At 64.8% G+C, this 18,894-nt stretch carries 16 protein-coding genes; 3 read left to right on the top strand and 13 right to left on the bottom strand.

Annotated elements, in window-relative coordinates; translation table 11 throughout:
* Positions 1-63 precede the first annotated feature (63 nt).
* The 3 genes from ACK8CP_RS17505 to ACK8CP_RS17495 all read right to left on the bottom strand — a co-directional run bounded on the left by ACK8CP_RS17505 (position 64) and on the right by ACK8CP_RS17495 (position 2,478).
* Positions 64-1,272, bottom strand: coding sequence for an NnrS family protein (locus tag ACK8CP_RS17505; protein ID WP_414832667.1), 1,209 nt, complete (start codon positions 1,270-1,272; stop codon positions 64-66).
* A gap of 3 nt (positions 1,273-1,275) precedes the next feature.
* Complete coding sequence (locus ACK8CP_RS17500; RefSeq protein WP_128290810.1) at positions 1,276-1,524, bottom strand: DUF2249 domain-containing protein; 249 nt, start codon at positions 1,522-1,524, stop codon at positions 1,276-1,278.
* Between the two features lie 138 nt (positions 1,525-1,662).
* Positions 1,663-2,478 (bottom strand): APH(3')-I family aminoglycoside O-phosphotransferase, encoded by an 816-nt coding sequence (locus ACK8CP_RS17495; protein ID WP_414832666.1) that lies wholly within the window; start codon positions 2,476-2,478, stop codon positions 1,663-1,665.
* 335 nt (positions 2,479-2,813) lie between these two features.
* Between ACK8CP_RS17495 and nirK the strand changes: the two genes are divergently transcribed.
* Positions 2,814-3,938 (top strand): copper-containing nitrite reductase, encoded by a 1,125-nt coding sequence (gene nirK / locus ACK8CP_RS17490; protein WP_414832665.1) that lies wholly within the window; start codon positions 2,814-2,816, stop codon positions 3,936-3,938.
* Between the two features lie 100 nt (positions 3,939-4,038).
* Entirely contained in the window at positions 4,039-4,899 is an 861-nt protein-coding gene (locus tag ACK8CP_RS17485) for an SUMF1/EgtB/PvdO family nonheme iron enzyme (RefSeq protein WP_414832664.1), read from the top strand.
* A 64-nt stretch (positions 4,900-4,963) separates the two neighbouring features.
* Here ACK8CP_RS17485 and gyrB read toward each other — a convergent pair whose 3' ends face one another.
* Both gyrB and ACK8CP_RS17475 read right to left on the bottom strand, forming a co-directional pair.
* On the bottom strand, positions 4,964-7,399 hold the full coding sequence (gene gyrB, locus ACK8CP_RS17480; RefSeq protein WP_234629211.1) for a DNA topoisomerase (ATP-hydrolyzing) subunit B: 2,436 nt from the start codon (positions 7,397-7,399) through the stop codon (positions 4,964-4,966).
* Positions 7,400-7,513: 114 nt separating this feature from the next.
* Positions 7,514-8,152 carry a TetR/AcrR family transcriptional regulator gene (locus ACK8CP_RS17475; protein ID WP_414832663.1) on the bottom strand — a complete coding sequence of 213 codons (639 nt, stop codon included), beginning with the start codon at positions 8,150-8,152 and terminating at the stop codon, positions 7,514-7,516.
* 92 nt (positions 8,153-8,244) lie between these two features.
* Between ACK8CP_RS17475 and ACK8CP_RS17470 the strand changes: the two genes are divergently transcribed.
* Complete coding sequence (locus ACK8CP_RS17470; protein ID WP_414832662.1) at positions 8,245-9,465, top strand: MFS transporter; 1,221 nt, start codon at positions 8,245-8,247, stop codon at positions 9,463-9,465.
* Positions 9,466-9,491: 26 nt separating this feature from the next.
* Here ACK8CP_RS17470 and recF read toward each other — a convergent pair whose 3' ends face one another.
* The 8 genes from recF to ACK8CP_RS17430 form a co-directional block, all read right to left on the bottom strand.
* Positions 9,492-10,631, bottom strand: coding sequence for a DNA replication/repair protein RecF (recF, locus tag ACK8CP_RS17465; protein WP_414832661.1), 1,140 nt, complete (start codon positions 10,629-10,631; stop codon positions 9,492-9,494).
* A gap of 4 nt (positions 10,632-10,635) precedes the next feature.
* Complete coding sequence (gene dnaN, locus ACK8CP_RS17460) at positions 10,636-11,751, bottom strand: DNA polymerase III subunit beta (protein ID WP_414832660.1); 1,116 nt, start codon at positions 11,749-11,751, stop codon at positions 10,636-10,638.
* Positions 11,752-11,925: 174 nt separating this feature from the next.
* A complete protein-coding gene (dnaA, locus tag ACK8CP_RS17455; RefSeq protein WP_414832659.1) occupies positions 11,926-13,371 on the bottom strand; it encodes a chromosomal replication initiator protein DnaA in 1,446 nt (481 codons plus the stop codon).
* Positions 13,372-13,439: 68 nt separating this feature from the next.
* Positions 13,440-13,874 carry a rhodanese-like domain-containing protein gene (locus ACK8CP_RS17450; protein ID WP_234629217.1) on the bottom strand — a complete coding sequence of 145 codons (435 nt, stop codon included), beginning with the start codon at positions 13,872-13,874 and terminating at the stop codon, positions 13,440-13,442.
* Between the two features lie 665 nt (positions 13,875-14,539).
* Positions 14,540-14,803 carry a 30S ribosomal protein S20 gene (gene rpsT / locus ACK8CP_RS17445; protein WP_092814887.1) on the bottom strand — a complete coding sequence of 88 codons (264 nt, stop codon included), beginning with the start codon at positions 14,801-14,803 and terminating at the stop codon, positions 14,540-14,542.
* A gap of 312 nt (positions 14,804-15,115) precedes the next feature.
* On the bottom strand, positions 15,116-15,934 hold the full coding sequence (locus tag ACK8CP_RS17440; RefSeq protein ID WP_414832658.1) for an FAD binding domain-containing protein: 819 nt from the start codon (positions 15,932-15,934) through the stop codon (positions 15,116-15,118).
* An 11-nt stretch (positions 15,935-15,945) separates the two neighbouring features.
* Entirely contained in the window at positions 15,946-18,318 is a 2,373-nt protein-coding gene (locus ACK8CP_RS17435) for a xanthine dehydrogenase family protein molybdopterin-binding subunit (protein WP_414832657.1), read from the bottom strand.
* A gap of 81 nt (positions 18,319-18,399) precedes the next feature.
* Complete coding sequence (locus tag ACK8CP_RS17430; protein WP_128290803.1) at positions 18,400-18,891, bottom strand: (2Fe-2S)-binding protein; 492 nt, start codon at positions 18,889-18,891, stop codon at positions 18,400-18,402.
* Positions 18,892-18,894 lie beyond the last annotated feature (3 nt).

Below are 18,894 nucleotides of genomic sequence, written 5' to 3'. Positions count from 1 at the left end.
GACGGCGCTTGTCAGGTCGCCGGCAGCACGCCTTGGACAAATCGCTGTGAGGCGAGAGGCTTTTCAGGTTCCGCGGATGCGGCCGCGTCCCGCAAAGAGCGGTGTTATCTGAACGACGAAAAAGAGAAAAAAGGCGGCCGACCAGAACGTCCCGCCACTTACCAGGAGCGGACGGTAGAAATCGACGACGAGCGGCGCCGCGACCCGCAAAAGGGCACCCGCATGGACGAGAACAAGGGCGAGCCGCACCGCCTTCCCGAGCAACCGCCCCGGTTCGGCCGAAACCGCAAGGCGCGCCATGACGGCAAGCGTCATCGTGCCGATCGCCCCGGCAGAGAGCGCATGCAGCGCCGCATCGGCGGGCACGAGAGAGGCAGGCGGCGCGGCAAGGGCGGCGAGGCAAAGACCGGCGATCAGCCAAAGATAGCCGCCGTGAAGGGCAAGCGTCGGCAGATCACCGAGAAGGAAGCCCCGCCAGCGCAGGAGGCGCACAAGGTTGATGAGGGCCGCCATCCCCGCCAGCACGAATGTGAGCGGATGTGACGGCACGAGCACCCAGGCGACAAGACCGGCTGAGAGAGACAAGAGCGCGATCAGATCGAAGCGGCGATAGGGCTCCGGCACGCGCCCACCCGCTTCATCTCCGAGGGCGAGACGCGTGAGCTCGGGCACGAGACGCCCGCCGACGGCCCCGATGAGGAGAGCCCCGACGGAAATGCCGAGGCGGGAGAGAAGTGCCACCATCTCATAATCGGCCGCCCCGTCACCCAAAGCGAAGACGCGATGCGCCAGCGAGGCCGCCGCAAGAAGGGGGAAGAGGACGAGCCCGTGCTTCGACTGTTTTGCGCCCGGAAAGCGCGACAACTTTAAGAGCAGGCCCGCAACGGCGAGAGGAAAGAGAACGTCGACTGCCGTTCCGATGGCGAATGGCACGACGAGCGGCAGCAGGCGGCCGGCGATCCAGAGGAAGAAAAGAAGGGCGAGCGACCGCCCGGGCAGTGCCCCCTCTCCCGCCCCCGCACCAGCAAGCGACAGAAGATACCCCGCCATCACCGCCGGCAGATAGCCGAACACCATCTCATGCGCGTGCCATGCAAGTGCCGGCATGCCGGCAACCTCGACGGGCTCGATCAGATAAAGCCACAGCCAGACGGGTACGGCCGAGGCGGCAAAAAGCGAGGCGCCGATGAAGAACGGTCGGAAGGGTGCAGCAAGAAACCAGCCGCTCCGCCGACCGGGATCCGCGGCGGCCGCAGCAGAAAAGGCAGACATCGCTCAGCTCGAAATCCGGCCGATCCTGACGCGCCATTCGTCCGGGCCCCGCTCGACATATTCCCAGGTGAAGTCGCCCGGGATGGCGATCTGCAGATAATGAAACAGACCCATCGGATCGTGGTCGTTGACGATGAGAAGGGCCTCGCCCGTCTGAAGCTCATCGAAGGCGGCAAAGAAGGCGACGCGGCGCATCGGTTTCGTGACCTCGCGCAAATCGACGAGCCGGTCCTCGGCGGCAGAAACGGTCATGCCTTCATCCTCCACGTTTCAAACACGTCTGAAATCTAGGCCGGCGACCGCCGCCGCTCGTTGCGCCACCACAAACTGGGGACACGAGGCCTCCTCTGCGAAGGGACGACGCACTCATCTGGCCGCCTCTCCCTGCCCTTAGAAAAACTCATCCAGCATGAGGTGGAATTGCAGCCGTCGCCAATCGACGTCGACGACGCCATATTGCTGGAGAAACCGCTCCTGAAGCGAACGGTCGAACTCACCAAGACAGTTCCACATGATGGCAAGGTCCTGGTATCGATCCGCGACACCGGCCTTCCCGACATCGATGCACCCCGTCACCTCACCGTCGAAGATCAGGAGATTGTCGAGCGAAAAATCGCCATGCGTGACGACCGCATCCGGCGCAAGCGGCAGCAGGCGATGCATCTCCTCCCACACCTGTTCGGCCGTCCATCCTTTCCGCTCGGCGTCGAAATCGTCGACATCGACCAGGCCCGCATCGAGGCGCTCTCGCGCACGGGCGAGGCTGTAAGCATGATCGCTCGTGAAGGGGCAGGCGCACACCGGGATCGCATGCAGCCGGCGCAAGAATGCCGCCAGCGCGTCGACAATGGCGAAGCGCACCGCGGGATCGGCCTCCAACACCTGATAGGCCGTCTTCCCGCGGAGAGCCGTCGTCACAAGCCATGCCTCGCTGGACGTCCGCGTGAAGCTGATGAGGGCCGGCACCGATATGTATCCGGCGAGCCAGCGCAACCTCACCATTTCATCGCTCAGATCATCGGCAAGGCCGCCTTCGCCGTGCTTCACAAACGCGTCCGGGCCGTTCGGTTTGCCGTGCAGCCGAAAGACAGAACCGCCCGACTGACCGACCCTGTCGCGCATCCACCGATACCCCGCCAGGTCGCCGGACATGAGGCCGGGCACCGGCGCCGGCTCACACGCCTCTTCTCGATCCGCATCGCTCATCCACAAAGCCCCTCTGCAAGGAGGCGCTTTCCATAGGCCCCAAATGCGGCCTTTGCTGCAGAGCTCACGGGACAGGACGACGCGCCCGAAGCCTGCTTGTCACGTCTTTCCGAGCCACCGCAGCACGCTGACGCCGCCGACAAGGCCAATAAATCGGCGGCCTCCGCAGCAGTTTTGACAGAATGTCGCAGCCGTCCTATCCGTCTTTACTGACAGAATGTCGCACCGCCCCAAATGGGCGAACGTTCGGTTCTTTGCTTTTCCGCAAAAAAGCTTTCCGCGATCGGGTGTTCATTCCTGTCATCGAACGAGATCGAGATAGAAGGACGAGATCGATGATCACCCGCCGCTCCGCATTGATGGGTGCCGCCAGTGCCGCCACAGCCGCCTTTCTGGCGAGCGCTCCTGCCCGTGCCACCGAGAAGGCCTCCGATGGCCTCACCCCCGCGACCACGGTCGGCGATCTGCCGCGCGTGAAGGGCAAGCTCGTCACGCCGCCGCATGTCATGGCGCACGACCAGGTCGCCAAGGGCGGGCCCAAGATCGTCGAATTCAAGATGACGGTGCAGGAAAAGAAGGTCGTCGTCGACGACCAGGGCACCGAATTCCAAGCGATGACCTACGAAGGCTCCATGCCCGGACCGACGATGGTGGTGCATGAGGGCGACTATCTGGAGCTGATCCTGGTCAATCCGGAAACCAACACCATGCCGCACAACATCGACTTCCACGCCTCCACGGGCGCTCTCGGCGGCGGCGGCCTCACCCTCATCAATCCGGGCGAGCAGACGGTGCTGCGCTTCAAGGCCTTCCGCCCCGGCGTCTTCATCTACCATTGCGCGCCGACCGGCATGGTGCCCTGGCACGTCGTTTCCGGCATGAGCGGTGCGGTTCTGGTTCTGCCGCGCGACGGTCTCAAGGACGGCGACGGCAAGCCCCTGCACTACGACCGCATCTACACGATCGGCGAATTCGACCTCTACATCCCGCGCGACGAGGACGGGAACTACAAGACCTATGACGGCCCCGGCGAATCCTATTCCGACACGCTCGACGTGATGCGCGGCCTCATTCCGACCCATGTCGTCTTCAACGGCAAGGTCGGTGCGCTGACCGGCGAGAATGCCATGACGGCCAAGGTCGGCGAGACGGTGCTCTTCATCCATTCCTGCGCCAACCGCGACAGCCGCCCGCATCTCATCGGCGGGCACGGCGACTGGGTCTGGGAAAACGGCAAATTCGCCAATGCCCCGCAGAAGGACCAGGAGACCTGGTTCGTGCGCGGCGGCAGCGCGGCGGCGGCCGTCTACACCTTCCGCCAGCCCGGCATCTACGCCTACGTCAACCACAACCTGATCGAGGCGGCGGAGCTCGGCGCCACCGGCCATGTGAAGGTAGAAGGCGACTGGGACAACGACCTGATGACCCAGGTGAGCGCTCCCGGCCCGATCCAGGCCTGAAGATCTAACAACGAACCTTCCCGCCGACCGACAGGCCGGCGGAGCGGCCCGCCACGCCCCCCGGCGGGCCGCCCTACCCTCAAGATGCGAGGAGGGGACGATGCAGCTTCATAAGACGCTTCGCGACGCCATGGCCTCAGGCGCGCTCCTCCTCGCCCTTTCCGCTTCCGCTTTCATCGAGTCCGCGATCGCCGCGGACAAGGCCCAGGACGATCCCGTCTTCGTGCGCATCGAGAGCCAGGAAGTCGCTTACAGGCCCTCCGGCGAATTTCTTCGCGGCAGCCATCCCGTCGATCCCCCGCTTGCGAAGATCACCCCGGAACGCGCCTTCTTCATCATGAAACGGCAGGTGACGCGCGGCGAATATTCCGCTTGCGTCGCCGCGGGTGCCTGCCGGGCGCTGGACGAGGCGGGAGAAGCGGCGCTCCCCCTCGTCGGCGTCAGCTACGACGATGCGATGGCCTATGCCGCGTATCTGTCGGAGACGACCGGCGACCATTACCGCCTGCCGACGGACAAGGAATGGGCGATCGCGGCCGGCTCGCGCTTTCAGGACGATGGCCTCGGCGTCACGACCGATACGGACAATCCGGCGGAGCGCTGGCTGGCAAGCTATGACGCAGAGGCCGCGCGCGCCCGCAAGGTCGAGGCCGAACCGCGTCCCATCGGCAGCTTCGGCGAGAACGAGAACGGCCTCTTGGATGTCTCAGGCAATATCTGGGAATGGACGTCGACCTGTTTCACGCGCCACCGGCTCGACGAAACGGGCGTTGCGAGCAGCCATGAAAGCTGCGGCGTGCGCATCGCCGAAGGCGAGCACCGGGCCTATCTGACGAGCTTCGTGCGCAACCCGTCGGCCGGCGCCTGTTCGGTCGGCATCCCGCCCGCCAATCTCGGCCTCCGGCTGGTGCGGGAAGAAACGACGTTCTTCGGACGCATCGGCGAAATCTTCGGCCTTTGAAACGAGCGGCAGACGCACCTCGCCCCGGCAAAGCACCGGGGCGCGTCCATCGCTGAGCCGAGCCTCAGACGTCGAGGTTCGCCACCTGCAGCGCATTCGTCTGAATGAACTCGCGCCGCGGCTCGACATCGTCGCCCATCAGGCCCGAGAAGATCATTTCGGCCGCATCGGCGTCCTTGACCGAGACCTGCAAGAGCGAGCGGCTTTCCGGATCGAGCGTCGTCTCCCACAGCTGGTCCGGGTTCATTTCGCCGAGCCCTTTGTAGCGCTGCAGCGTGATGCCCTTGCGCCCGACGGCGAAGACGCCCTCCAGAAGCTGAATCGGTCCGAATACCGAGCTGTCGACCTCTTTGCGCCGCAGCCGCGCCGGCTCTTCGAAGACCGACATCAGCGGCTGGGCATGATGATTGATCGACTTCGCATCGGCCGAGCCGATCAGCGCCGAATCGAGACGCACGACCTCGGTCACGCCGCGCAAGGTGCGCTGCAGGAGCACGCCACCATCGCGGACTTCGCCCTGCCAGCCCTTTTCGGTCTCATCGGCCATACGATCGAGGCGTTCGGCCGTCTTCGCGGCGATCTGCAACGCCTCCGCCGGCACCGCCATGCGCTCCGCATCGAGAGCGCCGGCAAGCGCCGCCTGCTCCACCACGGAACGATTGTAGCGCGAATGCAGCCGGTCGAGCGCCGTGCGCAAGCCGCGCGCCTCGTCGATGATGGCGCGCAGATCCTCGCTCGCCCGCTCCTCGCCATGGGCGAGCGTCAAGACCGTCTCTTCCAGGCCGCCGCGGATGAGATAATCCTCGAGCGCCCGCTCGTCCTTGAGATACTGCTCGGAGCGGTTGCGCGTCACTTTGTAGAGCGGCGGCTGGGCGATAAAAATGTGCCCGCGATCGATCAGCTCGCGCATCTGCCGGTAGAAGAAGGTCAGAAGCAGCGTGCGGATATGCGCACCATCGACATCGGCATCCGTCATGATGACGATGGTGTGGTAGCGCAATTTCTCAGGATTGAACTCTTCCTTGCCGATGCCGGTGCCGAGCGCCGTGATCAAGGTGCCGATCTGGTCGGAGGACAGCATCTTGTCGAAGCGCGCGCGCTCGACATTGAGGATCTTGCCCCGAAGCGGCAGCACCGCCTGATAGCCGCGGTCCCGGCCCATCTGCGCCGAGCCGCCGGCCGAATCGCCCTCCACGATGAAGAGTTCGGACTTGGCGGGATCGCGCTCCGAACAATCCTTGAGCTTGCCGGGCAGCGAGGAAATGTCGAGCGCGCCCTTGCGGCGGGTGAGATCGCGCGCCTTTCGAGCCGCCTCACGCGCGGCCGCAGCCTCGACCACCTTGCTGACGACGATCTTGGCTTCCGCCGGATGCTCCTCGAACCAGGTGGACAGCGCCTCGTTGACGACCGATTCCACGACCGGGCGCACTTCCGAGGAAACGAGCTTGTCCTTCGTCTGCGAGGAAAATTTCGGATCCGGCACCTTCACTGACAGGACGCAGGACAGTCCTTCGCGGCAATCGTCGCCCGTCAGAGACACCTTTTCGCGTTTGGCGATGCCGGAGCTCTCCGCATAGGCCGAGACTTGTCGCGTCAGCGCCCCGCGGAAGCCGGCGAGATGCGTGCCGCCGTCGCGCTGCGGGATGTTGTTCGTAAAGAGAAGCACCGTCTCGTGGTAGCTGTCGTTCCACCACAAAGCCGCCTCGACGGTGATCCCGTCGCGCTCGTGATAGACGGCGATCGGCGCCGGCATCAGCGGCTTCTTCGCCCGGTCGACATAGCGCACGAAGGCTTCGAGCCCGCCTTCGTATTCCAGGATCTCTTCGCGCACATCGGCATGGCGGCGATCGGTCAGGCGGATCTTGACGCCCGAATTCAGGAAAGCGAGTTCCCGCAGCCGGCGCTCCAGCGTCGCGTAATCGAACTCCGTCATCGTGAAGGTTTCGGTGGACGGCATGAAGGTGACTTCGGTGCCGGTCATATCGCCCGCCTCACCGATCACCGCGAGCGGCTGCTCGGCCACGCCGTGCACGAAACGCATCTCGTTGATTTTGCCGTCGCGCCAGATCTTGAGCTTGAGCCAGGAGGACAGCGCATTGACGACGGAGACGCCCACACCGTGCAGACCGCCGGAAACCTTATAGGAATTCTGGTCGAACTTTCCGCCGGCATGCAGCTGCGTCATGATCACTTCGGCGGCCGAAACACCCTCTTCGGGGTGCAGATCGGTCGGAATGCCGCGACCATTGTCCATCACCGTGACGGAGCCATCGGAATTGAGCGTGACCGACACTTCGGAGGCCCAGCCTGCAAGCGCCTCGTCGATGGCGTTGTCGACGACCTCGTAGACCATATGGTGCAGGCCCGAGCCGTCATCGGTGTCGCCGATATACATGCCGGGTCGCTTACGCACGGCATCGAGGCCCTTGAGGACCTTGATGGAGCCCGCCCCGTAATCTGACGGGAGGCTAATGCGTGGCGTCTCGGGTGTGTCCGTCATAAGCTTTCGAATCGGCTAGAGAGATGGTTTTCCCCTTATAGATGGGGATTGTGGCAACGCCAATGAAGGCGGCGGCCATGTTTTTTAGCGTCCACGCCTGATGTTGAGGATGACTTACGAAACACGGGCCGAATTGCCCGGCAAAGAGCCGTCCTTGGGGCCGTGAGGCGCCTCTCCCGCAGGAACGAGTCGCTCCAGCAAACCTTGCGCAAAGCCGAAGCTCACATCCTCGCCGGCAAAGAGCAGGCGGTACACAAGCGGGGCGAACACGTGGTCCATGAGCGCCTCGCTATCGGGCGGGCTCTCTCCACGCCGCGCCGCCCTCTCCCGGATCACCTCGAACTGCTCGCGCAACGCGCAGGCGCATTCACCCGCATTGGCCGATGTCTGGCCGCCGACGAGATCCCGCAAAACGGAGCGGCCAAAGGCTGACGACATCTCGTCGATGTATTGGGCAAGCCATGCTTCCATGTCGCTGCGAAACGACCCTGTGTCCGCCGGCGCACCGTCAGGGCGCAGACGCTCCAGGGCGACGTCGGAGAGAAGCTGCGAAAGGTCTCCCCAGCGCCGATAGATCGTCGATGGCGTCACCCCGGCCCGGGCGGCAATCGCCGGCACGGTCAGTTCCTCCCGGCCTGCCTCTCGCTGAATGTCCCGCACGGCCTGGTGAACCGCAGCCTGCACGCGCGCACTGCGCCCTCCCGGGCGAGGGCCCTTCCGTCCGCCCGCAACCGGATCTTCCTCACGTGTCATTCTGATCGCCACTAACGCAAATTATTTGCGTTAAGTGAAAACGTCGGATATTACAAAAGCACATTTTTCGCTTTTGTCTCACAGGTCGCCCCATGTCAAACGAATCTGCCCTGCCTGGAACGCCGGCCGCAACGACCGCGCTTTCGGTGCATACCGCAACAACGGTGATTTTCCTCGCCGCATCGAGCGCCCTCACCCCGCTCTACCGGCTTTACCAGGCCGCCTGGGGGTTCTCGCCAGGCATGCTCACCTTGATCTTCGGCGTCTACGCCTTCGCCTTGCTGACGAGCCTCGTCCTCGCGGGGTCCTTGTCCGACTATCTCGGACGTCGGCCGGTCCTCAGCCTCGCATTGCTGCTCGAAGTCGCCGCGATCACGCTGTTCCTGATCGCGACATCGCCAGGCTGGCTGCTTGCAGCGCGTCTTGTGCAGGGCGCGGCGACCGGCCTTGCCACCTCGACGCTCGCAGCGGCTCTGATCGATCTCGACCACCAGCGGGGTGCCCTGATCAACAGCATCTCCCCGATGCTCGGCATGGGCTTCGGCGCGCTTGGCACCACAGCTCTCGTCGAAATCGCCCCGGCGCCGTTGCACCTCGTCTTCGTCGTGCTGCTGGTGGCGCTCTGCCTGCAGCTCGTCCTGACGTGGCGGACACCCGAGACGGCGCAGCGGCGGCCTGGGGCTCTCGCCTCGCTGCGGCCACGGATCTTCGTGCCCCAAAACGCATGGACGGAGCTCCTCGCGGTCACCCCGATCAATGTCGCGGTCTGGGCGCTTGGAGGCTTCTACCTGTCGCTGATGCCCTCGCTCATCGCAACCGTCACGGCCGCGCATTCAACCTGGCTCGGAGGCCTCACCGTCGCGGCGCTGACGATGAGCGGCGGCCTCGCCATCCTCCTCCTGCGCCAGTCCGCGCCTTTGACGGCGCTTGTGAGCGGCGCATGCGCCCTGATCCTCGGCGTCTCCGTCACCCTGGTCGGAGCCGATCTGCATCTCGGAAGTCTTCTGCTTGCCGGCTCGGTCATCGGCGGTCTCGGTTTCGGCGCTGCCTTTCTGGGCGCCATGCGCAGTGTCGTGCCTCTGGCCGCACCACACGAAAGGGCGGGTCTGATGGCCGCCTTCTACATTGAGAGCTATCTGGCCAACAGCGTGCCGGCGATCCTCGCCGGATATATGGTACGACGGCTCGACCTTCTCGCCGTTGCCAACCTCTACGGGGGAGCGCTCATCGTTCTCGTCGTCATCGGCCTGATCCTGACATCGACGCGCCACGGCCGTGCCGCTGCCGCCAACGTCTGCACCTGCCCTGCCTGATCCGGCCTGCAGAGGCGGCTCTAGGCCTATAAAAGCTGTCCGTCGACAACCTCGATGAACTGGGCGCTGTCATTGACGGCGGCAAAGAGGGCCTTGTCGGTGCCGGTGAGAAAACTCTGCCCGCCGAGCGCCTCGAGACGCGCAAGAAGCGCCGCCCGCCGTCCCTCGTCGAGATGGGCGGCGACCTCGTCGAGGAGGAGGATGGGCGTCATTCCGGCAACGCGGGCAACGAGCTCTGCCTCCGCCAGGATGATGGCAAGCAGCAGCGCCTTCTGCTCGCCGGTGGAGGAAAGCGCCGCCGGCGCGTTCTTGGCGGCAAAGGTGACGGCGAGATCGGAGCGGTGCGGCCCCGAAAGGGTTCGCTTGGCGGCGCGGTCGCGCCCTCTCTCCGACGCAAGCGCCGCCCGATAGGCTTCCTCCGCCTCGCTTGCCGAACGGCCCGCCACCAGCTCCGCCTCGAAATCACCCTCAAGCGCGAGCCCGGCGGAGGGAAAGGCGGAGGTCTCGTCATGGGAGGCGATCAAGCCAGCGAGGAGCGCCACCGTTTCCTGGCGGGCGAGCGAGACGGCGAGCGCCGCTTCGGCGAGCTCCGCCTCCACCGCGGAAAGCCAGCGCGGTCCGGCATCGTCTTCGAGCAGACGATTGCGGCTCGAGATGAGCCGGTCGAAGGCGCGCACCCGCGCCCCGTGCCCCGGATCGATCGCAAGCGTCAGGCGGTCGAGAAAACGCCTTCGGTCTCCTGGCGCGCCGGTGAAGAGCCCGTCCATCGCCGGCGTCAGCCACAAAACCCGGCAATACTCCGACAGGGCTTCCGACGAGGGCGCCGTCGCCCCGTCGACGCGCACCTCCCGGCTTGCCTCTTCCGCGGAGCGAAGCCCGGTGCCGACGCGCCTAACGTCCTCGCCGGCAGCGATATCGGCCGCAACCGCCCAGCCCCCAGAGCCGTCGGTGCGGGCGACCGAGCCGAGTTTTGCCCGCCGCAGGCCCCGGCCGGGCGAGAGGAAAGACACGGCTTCCAGAAGGTTGGTTTTGCCGGAACCGTTGCGGCCCGTGAGCACGACGAGCCCCGGCCGGAGGTCGCACCCGACCGTCTTGTAATTGCGAAAGTCCGTCAGCTTCAGGGAAGCGAGCGTGACCTGCTGCCAAGCCGCAGGCGCCGCGATCATGACCTCACACGCGCATCGGCATCAGCACATAGAGCGCGTCGCCGCCCTCTTTGTCGCAAATGAGCGTCGGCGATCCGGGATCGGCAAGCTCGAAACGCGCTTCGCCCGTCGTCAGCTGGTCGGCGATGTCGAGGAGATAGCGCGAATTGAAGCCGATCTCCAAAGGCTCGGCATCATAATCGACATCGATCTCGTCGGTGGCGCTGCCGGAATCCGGATTGTTGACGGTCAGAACCAGACGCCCTTCGGAAAGCGCCAGCTTCACCGCCCGGCCGCGATCGGAGGAAATGGTCGAAACCCGGTCGACGGCATTTTTGAAGATATCCTTGGAGACGACCATCTCCTTGTCGTTGCCGGACGGGATGACCCGCTCGTAGTCCGGAAACGTGCCGTCGATGAGCTTCGAGGTGAGCACGATCGAACCGGCGCTCAGACGAATCTTGGTGTCGGAGAGTTCGAGCGTCACATTGGTGTCGCCGTCCTCCAGAAGACGCTGCATCTCGCCGATCGTCTTGCGCGGCACGATGATGCCCGGCATCTCGTCGCTGCCTTCCGGCGCGGTCATTTCCGCCTTGGCGAGACGGTGCCCATCGGTCGCCACGGCGCGCAGCCGCCGCTCCGCGCCCTCGCCCGCGACGTGGAAGAAGATGCCGTTCAGGTAGTAGCGGGTCTCTTCCGTGGAGATCGCGAACTGCGTGCGCTCGATGAGGCGCCGCAGCTCGCTCGCCGTCAGCGCAAAGCGCACCGGAAGTTCGCCCGGATCGAGGTCCGGGAAATCGGAATCCGGCAGCATCTGCAATTCGAAGCGGGCACGCCCCGCCATCAATTTCATGGTGCCGCCGTCGCCGGTCGTCAGCGAGATCTCCGAGCCTTCCGGCGCCTTGCGCACGATGTCGTAGAGCATATGCGCCGGCACGGTGGCGGCCCCCGGCTGCTCGACCATGGCCGGCATCCGATTGGACACCTCCAGATCGAGGTCGGTGGCTTTCAAGAGCACGCCGCCCTCGACCACGCGCAACAGCACATTCGACAGGATCGGAATGGTGTTGCGCCGTTCGACGACGCGATGGACGGGGGTCAGGGCTTTCAGGAAGGCAGCCCTTTCGATCGCAACTTTCATACCGGCATTCCAGGAATTGGAGGGCCCGAAGCCCCTGCGGATACGGGTGCATCGCAGCGGCGGGCGGTCAAATTGGCGCGCCTCACTGACAAAAGCAAGTGCGCGTGGCCGCTTGCGCGGAAGAACCACGAAGAGGGGCGCCGGCGGTGGACGACACCGCCGGCGCCGGAGGACTTAATCCTGCAACAGCCGACGCAGGAGCTCGATCTCGTCGGAGAGCTTTTGATCGGCGCCGACGAGCCCCTCGATCTTGCGCACGGCGTGCAGGACCGTCGTGTGGTCGCGGCCGCCGAAGCGCTTGCCGATCTCCGGAAACGAGCGCGGCGTCATGGTCTTGGCGAGATACATGGCGATCTGCCGGGGCCTGACGACGGTGCGCGTGCGCCGCGCAGAGACGAGGTCCTGCCGGCTCACATTGTAATGGCGGGCGACGATCTTCTGGATGTCCTCGATGCGGATGCGCTTCGGCTCGCGGTCCCCGATGAGATCGGCGATCGCCAGTTCGCAGGCCTCGACCGAGATCGGCTGGTCGGAAAACTGGGCGCGACAAATCAGCCGGTTCAAGGCACCGTCGAGATCGCGCCCGTTGCTCACCACCATGCGGGCGATGAAGTCGAGCACGTTGTCGGGCACCTGGATCTTGGGATCGCGTTCGCGCGCGGCCGCCAGACGAAGATCGAGAATTTTGCGGCGCATCGCCGTATCCGGGCGCGCCATGCCGACCACCACGCCACCCTTGAGGCGGGAGCGCACGCGCTCGTCGATCCCGTCGAGCTCGCCCGGCGCGCGGTCGGCGGCAACGACGACCTGCTTGGAGCTGTCGAGGAGCGCATTCAGCATGTGGCAGAATTCCTGCTGCACGCTGCGCCCGGTCAGGAACTGCATGTCGTCGATCAGGAGGATGTCGATCGAACGCAGCTTTTCCTTGAAGTCGAGCGCGGCCTTGTCGCGCAGGGCGGCGACGAACTGGAAGGTGAAGCGCTCCACCGTCAGATACATCACCCGCCGCTGCGGATGCAGCTTGCGCGTCTCATGCGCGATCGCCTGCAACAGATGCGTCTTGCCGATGCCGACGCCGGCATGGAGGTAGAGAGGATTGTAGAGGGGAGGTGCACCGTCGGGCGCCGTGGCCACGGCCCGGGCCGCGCGGAACGCGACCTCGTTGGAGGCGCCCTCGCAGAAACTGGTGAAGGTCAGCCGGGCATCGAGAGGCGAACCGGCGAAGCGGTCTTCCGCCTCCTCCTGCGCGGCCTGAGGCTGGGCCGGCGTCGGTTCGGAATGCACAACCTTGACTTGCGCAGGAAACTTGAGAGGGCTGCGCTTGACGACATCGACCCGGCGCACGTCGCCATATTCGGCGTTCCAGAGCGCCACCAGGCGGTCACTGTAATGACTCTTGATCCATCCCTTCAAAAACAGGGTCGGCGCCGAAAGGCTGACGACACCCGCCGCAACCCCGTCGCATTCGATGCGCGCAAACCATGACGTAAAGACGTCGTCACCGAGCTCCGTCCGGAGCCGCTTTTTGACGCGCGCCCAGGCTTCGTCCCAGTCACGCCGCTCGACGTCTGTCTCCGCCACGTCCTGCTCCTTCATGATTTTCGCCGCCTCTGCAGACATACTGCCTCGTCCTCCTTGCGCCGGGCGCTGACGCGCCAAGCCTTTCACCTCATGCACCCGAACGACAGTCAAGACTGCGTCCAGGGCAGTCCCACCGCTTTCCAGCCGTTGATCTGCCCGCGATGTCCAGCCTCGTTGCGGTCCCCCTCGAACCCTCCCGAAACGTTGAAACATGGACCATACCCTGCCGCCGTCATGGCCGCCGCCGCTGCAGCGGAGCGCACGCCCGATCGACAGATGAAATAGAGCGGCACGTCCTGTCCGACCCCAGCCTCCCCCAGGGCTGCGACAAGCTTTCCGGCAAAATCCGGATCGACCTGTTGCGTGGGAAAGGACTGCCACTCCGCCAAAAAAAGCTGACGCCCCAGGGGCGACAGATCCGGGACACCGACATAGGCCCATTCGGCACGCGTGCGCACATCGACCAGCACGGCATCCGACTCTGAGAGCCCCTTCCAGGCCTCCTCCGGTCCGACGTCGCCCTGATAAACCGTTGTACGCAAGACAAATGCCTCCTGTCCGCCCGAGCCATGACCCGGCCGCCAAAAACACCCGTAAGAGGGGATCCCAGCCTTTTGGTTTTGACGGTCTTGAAAGACCGCCGCGACGGAGCGAACCCCAGGTTTGGACCCGCCCAGGCGCAAGGCATCCACCACGCCAGAAAGGATTCCTGGCGCCGTTCGGCTTCACCTTTTGCTGAGGGCATCGGGTCGCCCCGTCGTGGCGATCTAAAAACCACAGAGCTGAGGGGGGGGCAACCATCGAATCCGACGCAGACGGAACGAACTAAAAACGACTCCGACGTGACCTTCGGGAAGACCGTCCCAGCGTCGCGCCGCAAGCCCTTGGAGTCTCAGAGTCTTGGGCAATATGTGCGTTTTCGGCAACGGCTTTCGAAGTGAGTCAGAATCGTTGCCGCGCAATTGGGCTTGACTCGCAATCCGCTCCAAAAATCCGGGTCCGGACGTCCGTCTTGCCCATAAACTTTTGTTAATGAATGGATAATTCTGACAGCGTGGCTCAACCAGACTCTGCCGGGAGCGTTCGACGCCGGCCGCAAAAAGGGCACTGCAGCGTCTCTTTGGCTGTGTGTGGAAAGCGGGCAAAGCCCGCCCTGCCATGTCATCTCAGGCGAAGGCGGCGCACCGAAGACGCCGCCAGGTTGCGCTCAGCCGAGGGCCTTCACGCGCTGTGCCAAACGCGACATCTTCCGCGCCGCGGTGTTCTTGTGCAGGACGCCTTTGGAAGCGCCACGCATCAATTCCGGCTGCGCCTCGCGCAGAGCGCTCTGGGCGGCCTGGGAATTCCCCGAGGCGATGGCCTCTTCGACCTGCCGCAGGAAAGTGCGCAGGCGCGAACGCCGCGCCTTGTTGGTGGCCGTGCGCTGCTCGATCTTCCGAGCAGCCTTCCTGGCCGAAGGTGTATTGGCCATATCAAGATCCGTTCGTTGCCAATTGAAGGGCTCTGTCGGCGCCGACAATTGTCGCTTCGGCCCAACAGAAAGCGCGGCCGTAAACGGCCGCGTTGTCGCCCGATGCTATAGTTGCGCCCTGCCCGGCAGTCAACGGCAAGCTCCACCTGCAGCAACCAAGCATTTTTACGCGACCTGAGCGACACAGACTAGCCCCGCCGCTGTAACGCGCATCGGCGGCGCAAAGGCCCGACTTTCCTTGCCGTCCCGCTCTCCACAGTGAAACGGCCGCAGCCGCGGCCGTTCCCTCTTACCTTTGCCGCGTGCGATGCCTCAGATGATCGCCTCGGCCGAGCCGAGATTGGCGAGCGCCCGCCGTGCCATCACGGCGACGAGGTTCGCCCGGTATTCGGCCGAGCCGTGAATGTCGCCCATCATCAGGTCGGGGTCGACGCTGAGGCCTTCCAGCGCATTGGCGGAGAAATCTCCGGCAAGCGCCGTCTCCGCCGCATGCCAGCGGAAGACGCCTTCATTGCCGGCACCGGTGACGGCGACACGGACCGAGCCATCGCGATGGCGTGCCACAAAAACCCCGGCCATCGGATAGCGCGAGGCGGGATTGCGGAACTTGGCATAGCCCGCCGTCTCGGGAATGGCGAAGCTCACGCCTGTCACGATCTCGCTTTCCTCCAGCGCCGTCTCGTAGAGCGCCGTGAAGAAATCGTCGGCCGCGATCTCGCGGCTGTCGGTCGTGATCGTGGCGGCAAGCGCCAGCGCGGCCGCGGGATAATCGGCGGCCGGATCGTCATTGGCGATCGAGCCGCCGAGCGTGCCGCGATGGCGCACCTGCGCATCCCCGATCGAACCGGCGAGCGCGGCAAGCGACGGGATCGCCCGCTGCACCTCGCTGGAGCCCGCGACCTCCGCATGCGTCATACCGCCCCCGATGCGGACCCGATCGCCTTCGACCGAGATCCCCTTCATGGAGCCGATGCGGGTGAGATCGACGAGCACGTCATGCGCGGCAAGCCGCTGCTTCATGGTCGGCAGCAAGGTGTGGCCGCCGGAGAGATAGGCGGCATCGGACGCTTCCTGGAACAAGCGCCGCGCCTCTTCCACGCTGTCTGCACGCTTATAGGTGAGAGAATACATGGGCTTTGCTCCTATTCCGCCGCCTGCCGCATCGGTGTGGCACCGGCCCGCAGGGCCCGCCACACCTTCTCCGATGTCGCCGGCATGGAAAGGTCGTTGTTGTCGATCGCATCGGTAATGGCGTTGATCACCGCCGGCGGCGTGCCGATGGCCCCCGCCTCGCCGCAGCCTTTCATGCCGATCGGATTGGACGGACAGATCGTCTCCGTGGTCGACACCTTGAAGGACGGCAAATCGTGCGCCCGCGGCATGGCGTAGTCATTGTAAGACGCCGTGATGAGCTGGCCGCTCTCCGCATCATAGATGCAGCCCTCCAGGATCGCCTGCCCGACGCCCTGGGCGATACCGCCATGCACCTGGCCTTCGACGATCATCGGGTTGATGACCCGCCCGAAATCATCGGCCGCCACGAACTGGACGATCTCGGTGTGGCCGGTATCGGGATCGACCTCGACCTCGCAGACATAGGCGCCGGCCGGGAAGGTGAAGTTCGCCGGATCGTAGAAGGCGCCCTCTTTGAGGCCCGGCTCCATGCCCTCCGGCAGATTGTGCGCTGTATAGGCGGCAAGGCAGACCTCATGCCAGCCGAGCTTCTTGTCCGTGCCGGCGACCCGCACCTCGCCATCGGCGATTTCGATATCGCCCTCGGCCGCCTCCAGGAGATGCGCGGCGAGTTTTTTCGCCTTCGCCTCGACCTTGTCGATGGCTTTCGAAATCGCCGACATGCCGACCGCGCCGGAACGCGAGCCGTACGTGCCCATGCCGAACTGCACCTTGTCGGTGTCGCCATGCACGATCGAGACATTGTCGATCGGCACGCCGAGGCGCTCCGCCACGAGCTGGGCAAACGTCGTCTCGTGCCCCTGGCCGTGGCTGTGCGAGCCGGTGAGAACCTCGATCGTGCCGACCGGATTGACCCGCACTTCGGCCGATTCCCACAGCCCGACGCCCGCTCCGAGCGACCCCACGGCCTGCGAGGGCGCAATGCCGCAAGCCTCGATATAGCAGGAGAGGCCGATGCCGCGGAGCTTGCCGCGACGCGCGGCTTCCGCCTTGCGCTCGCCGAAACCGGCATAATCGGAGGCCGACAGAGCGGCGCTCAGCGAAGCTTCGTAATCGCCGGCGTCGTAATTCATGATCACCGGCGTCTGATGCGGGAATTCGCGGATGAAGTTCGTCCGCCGAAGTTCCGGCGGCGCCACGCCGAGCTCGCGCGCTGCCGTCTCCATCATCCGTTCCACGACATAAGTCGCTTCCGGCCGCCCGGCACCGCGATAGGCATCGACCGGCGCGGTGTTCGTATAGACGCCGCGCACATTGCAGTGGATCGTCGGGATATCGTACTGCCCCGACAGGAGCGTGGCGTAGAGATAGGTCGGCACCGAGGACGAAAAGAGCGACATGTAGGCGCCGAAATTGGCGATCGTGTCGATCTTGAAGGCGGTGATGCGATTGTTCGCATCGAAGGCCATTTCGGCGACCGTGACATGGTCGCGGCCATGCGCGTCGGTCAAAAACGCCTCAGACCGGTCGCCCGTCCATTTCACCGCAAGACCCGTCTTGCGCGCCGCCCACAGGCAGGCGACCTCTTCCGGGTAGATGAAGATCTTGGAGCCGAAGCCGCCGCCGACATCCGGCGCGATCACCCGCAATTTGTGTTCCGGCGCCACATTGTAGAAGGCGGAGAGAACGAGCCGCGCCACATGCGGGTTCTGCGACGTCGTCCATAAGGTGAAATGGTCGTCCGCCGCATCGTATCGGGCGAGCGCCGCCCGCGGCTCCATGGCGTTCGGAACGAGGCGGTTGTTGACGATCTCCATGCGCGTGACATGGGCGGCCTCCGACAAAGCCTTGTCGGCTGCGGCCTTGTCGCCGATCTCCCAATCGTAGATCAGGTTGCCCTTCGCCTCGGGATGAAGCTGCGGGACGCCCTCCCCCAAAGCCTTCGCCGGATCGGTGATGGCGGGAAGCTCCTCCCATTCCACAGCCACGACATCGGCCGCATCGCGGGCCTCGCCGCGCGTTTCGGCGATCACCATGGCGACGGCCTGGCCGACGAAGCGCACCACTTCCGGCGCCAACGCCGGCCATGCGCCCATATTCATCGGCGTGCCGTCCTTGGAATGGACCATCCAGCCGCAGATGAGATTGCCGATGCCGTCGGCAACGAGTTCCGAGCCCGTGAGGACGGCGAGCACGCCCGGCATATTGCGCGCCTGTTCCGCATTGATGCCGCCCACCTTCGCATGGGCGTAAGGGCTTCGCACGAAAGCGACATGCTTCATGCCCGCGACGCGCATGTCGTCGACGTATCGTCCCTTACCGGTGATGAATCGCTTGTCTTCCTTGCGCGCGACCCGCGCGCCGATCCCATTTTGAGCCATGTTTCCTCCTTCGGCCGCACCCTTTTGCCGGACCCTTTGTCGGGTCTCTTGCGGGGCGGTCCGGATCCAAGATCAACGCGTCTATTCGGCGGCCTGGCGGACCTCGCCATGCATCTCCTGCGCCGCGGCGAGGATCGCCTTGACGATGTTGTGGTAGCCCGTGCAGCGACAGATATTGCCCTCGAGCTCGTGGCGCACCGTGTCCTCGTCGAGCTGGCCCTCGTGCCGGCGGATGATGTCGACGCCGGACATGATCATGCCGGGCGTGCAATAGCCGCATTGCAGACCGTGATGCTCTTTGAAGGCCGCCTGCAGGGGATGCAGATCGGCGCCATTGGCGAGCCCTTCGATCGTCGTGATCGACGTCCCGTCCGCCTGCGCCGCAAGGATGGTGCAGGATTTGATCGCCTTGCCGTCGAGATGCACGACGCAGGCGCCGCATTGCGAGGTGTCGCAGCCGACATGCGTGCCGGTCAGCTCCAGATCTTCGCGCAGAAAGTCCACGAGGAGGCGGCGATCTTCCACCTCCTTGGAGACCTGACGGCCATTCACCGTCATCGTCACAGTGACCATTGA

It is taken from the genome of Afifella sp. YEN Y35, assembly GCF_047553465.1.
Taxonomy (GTDB): domain Bacteria; phylum Pseudomonadota; class Alphaproteobacteria; order Rhizobiales; family Afifellaceae; genus Afifella; species Afifella aestuarii.
Note: the sequence above shows the minus strand (reverse complement) of the source record. Positions and strands in the feature narration are given on the sequence as shown.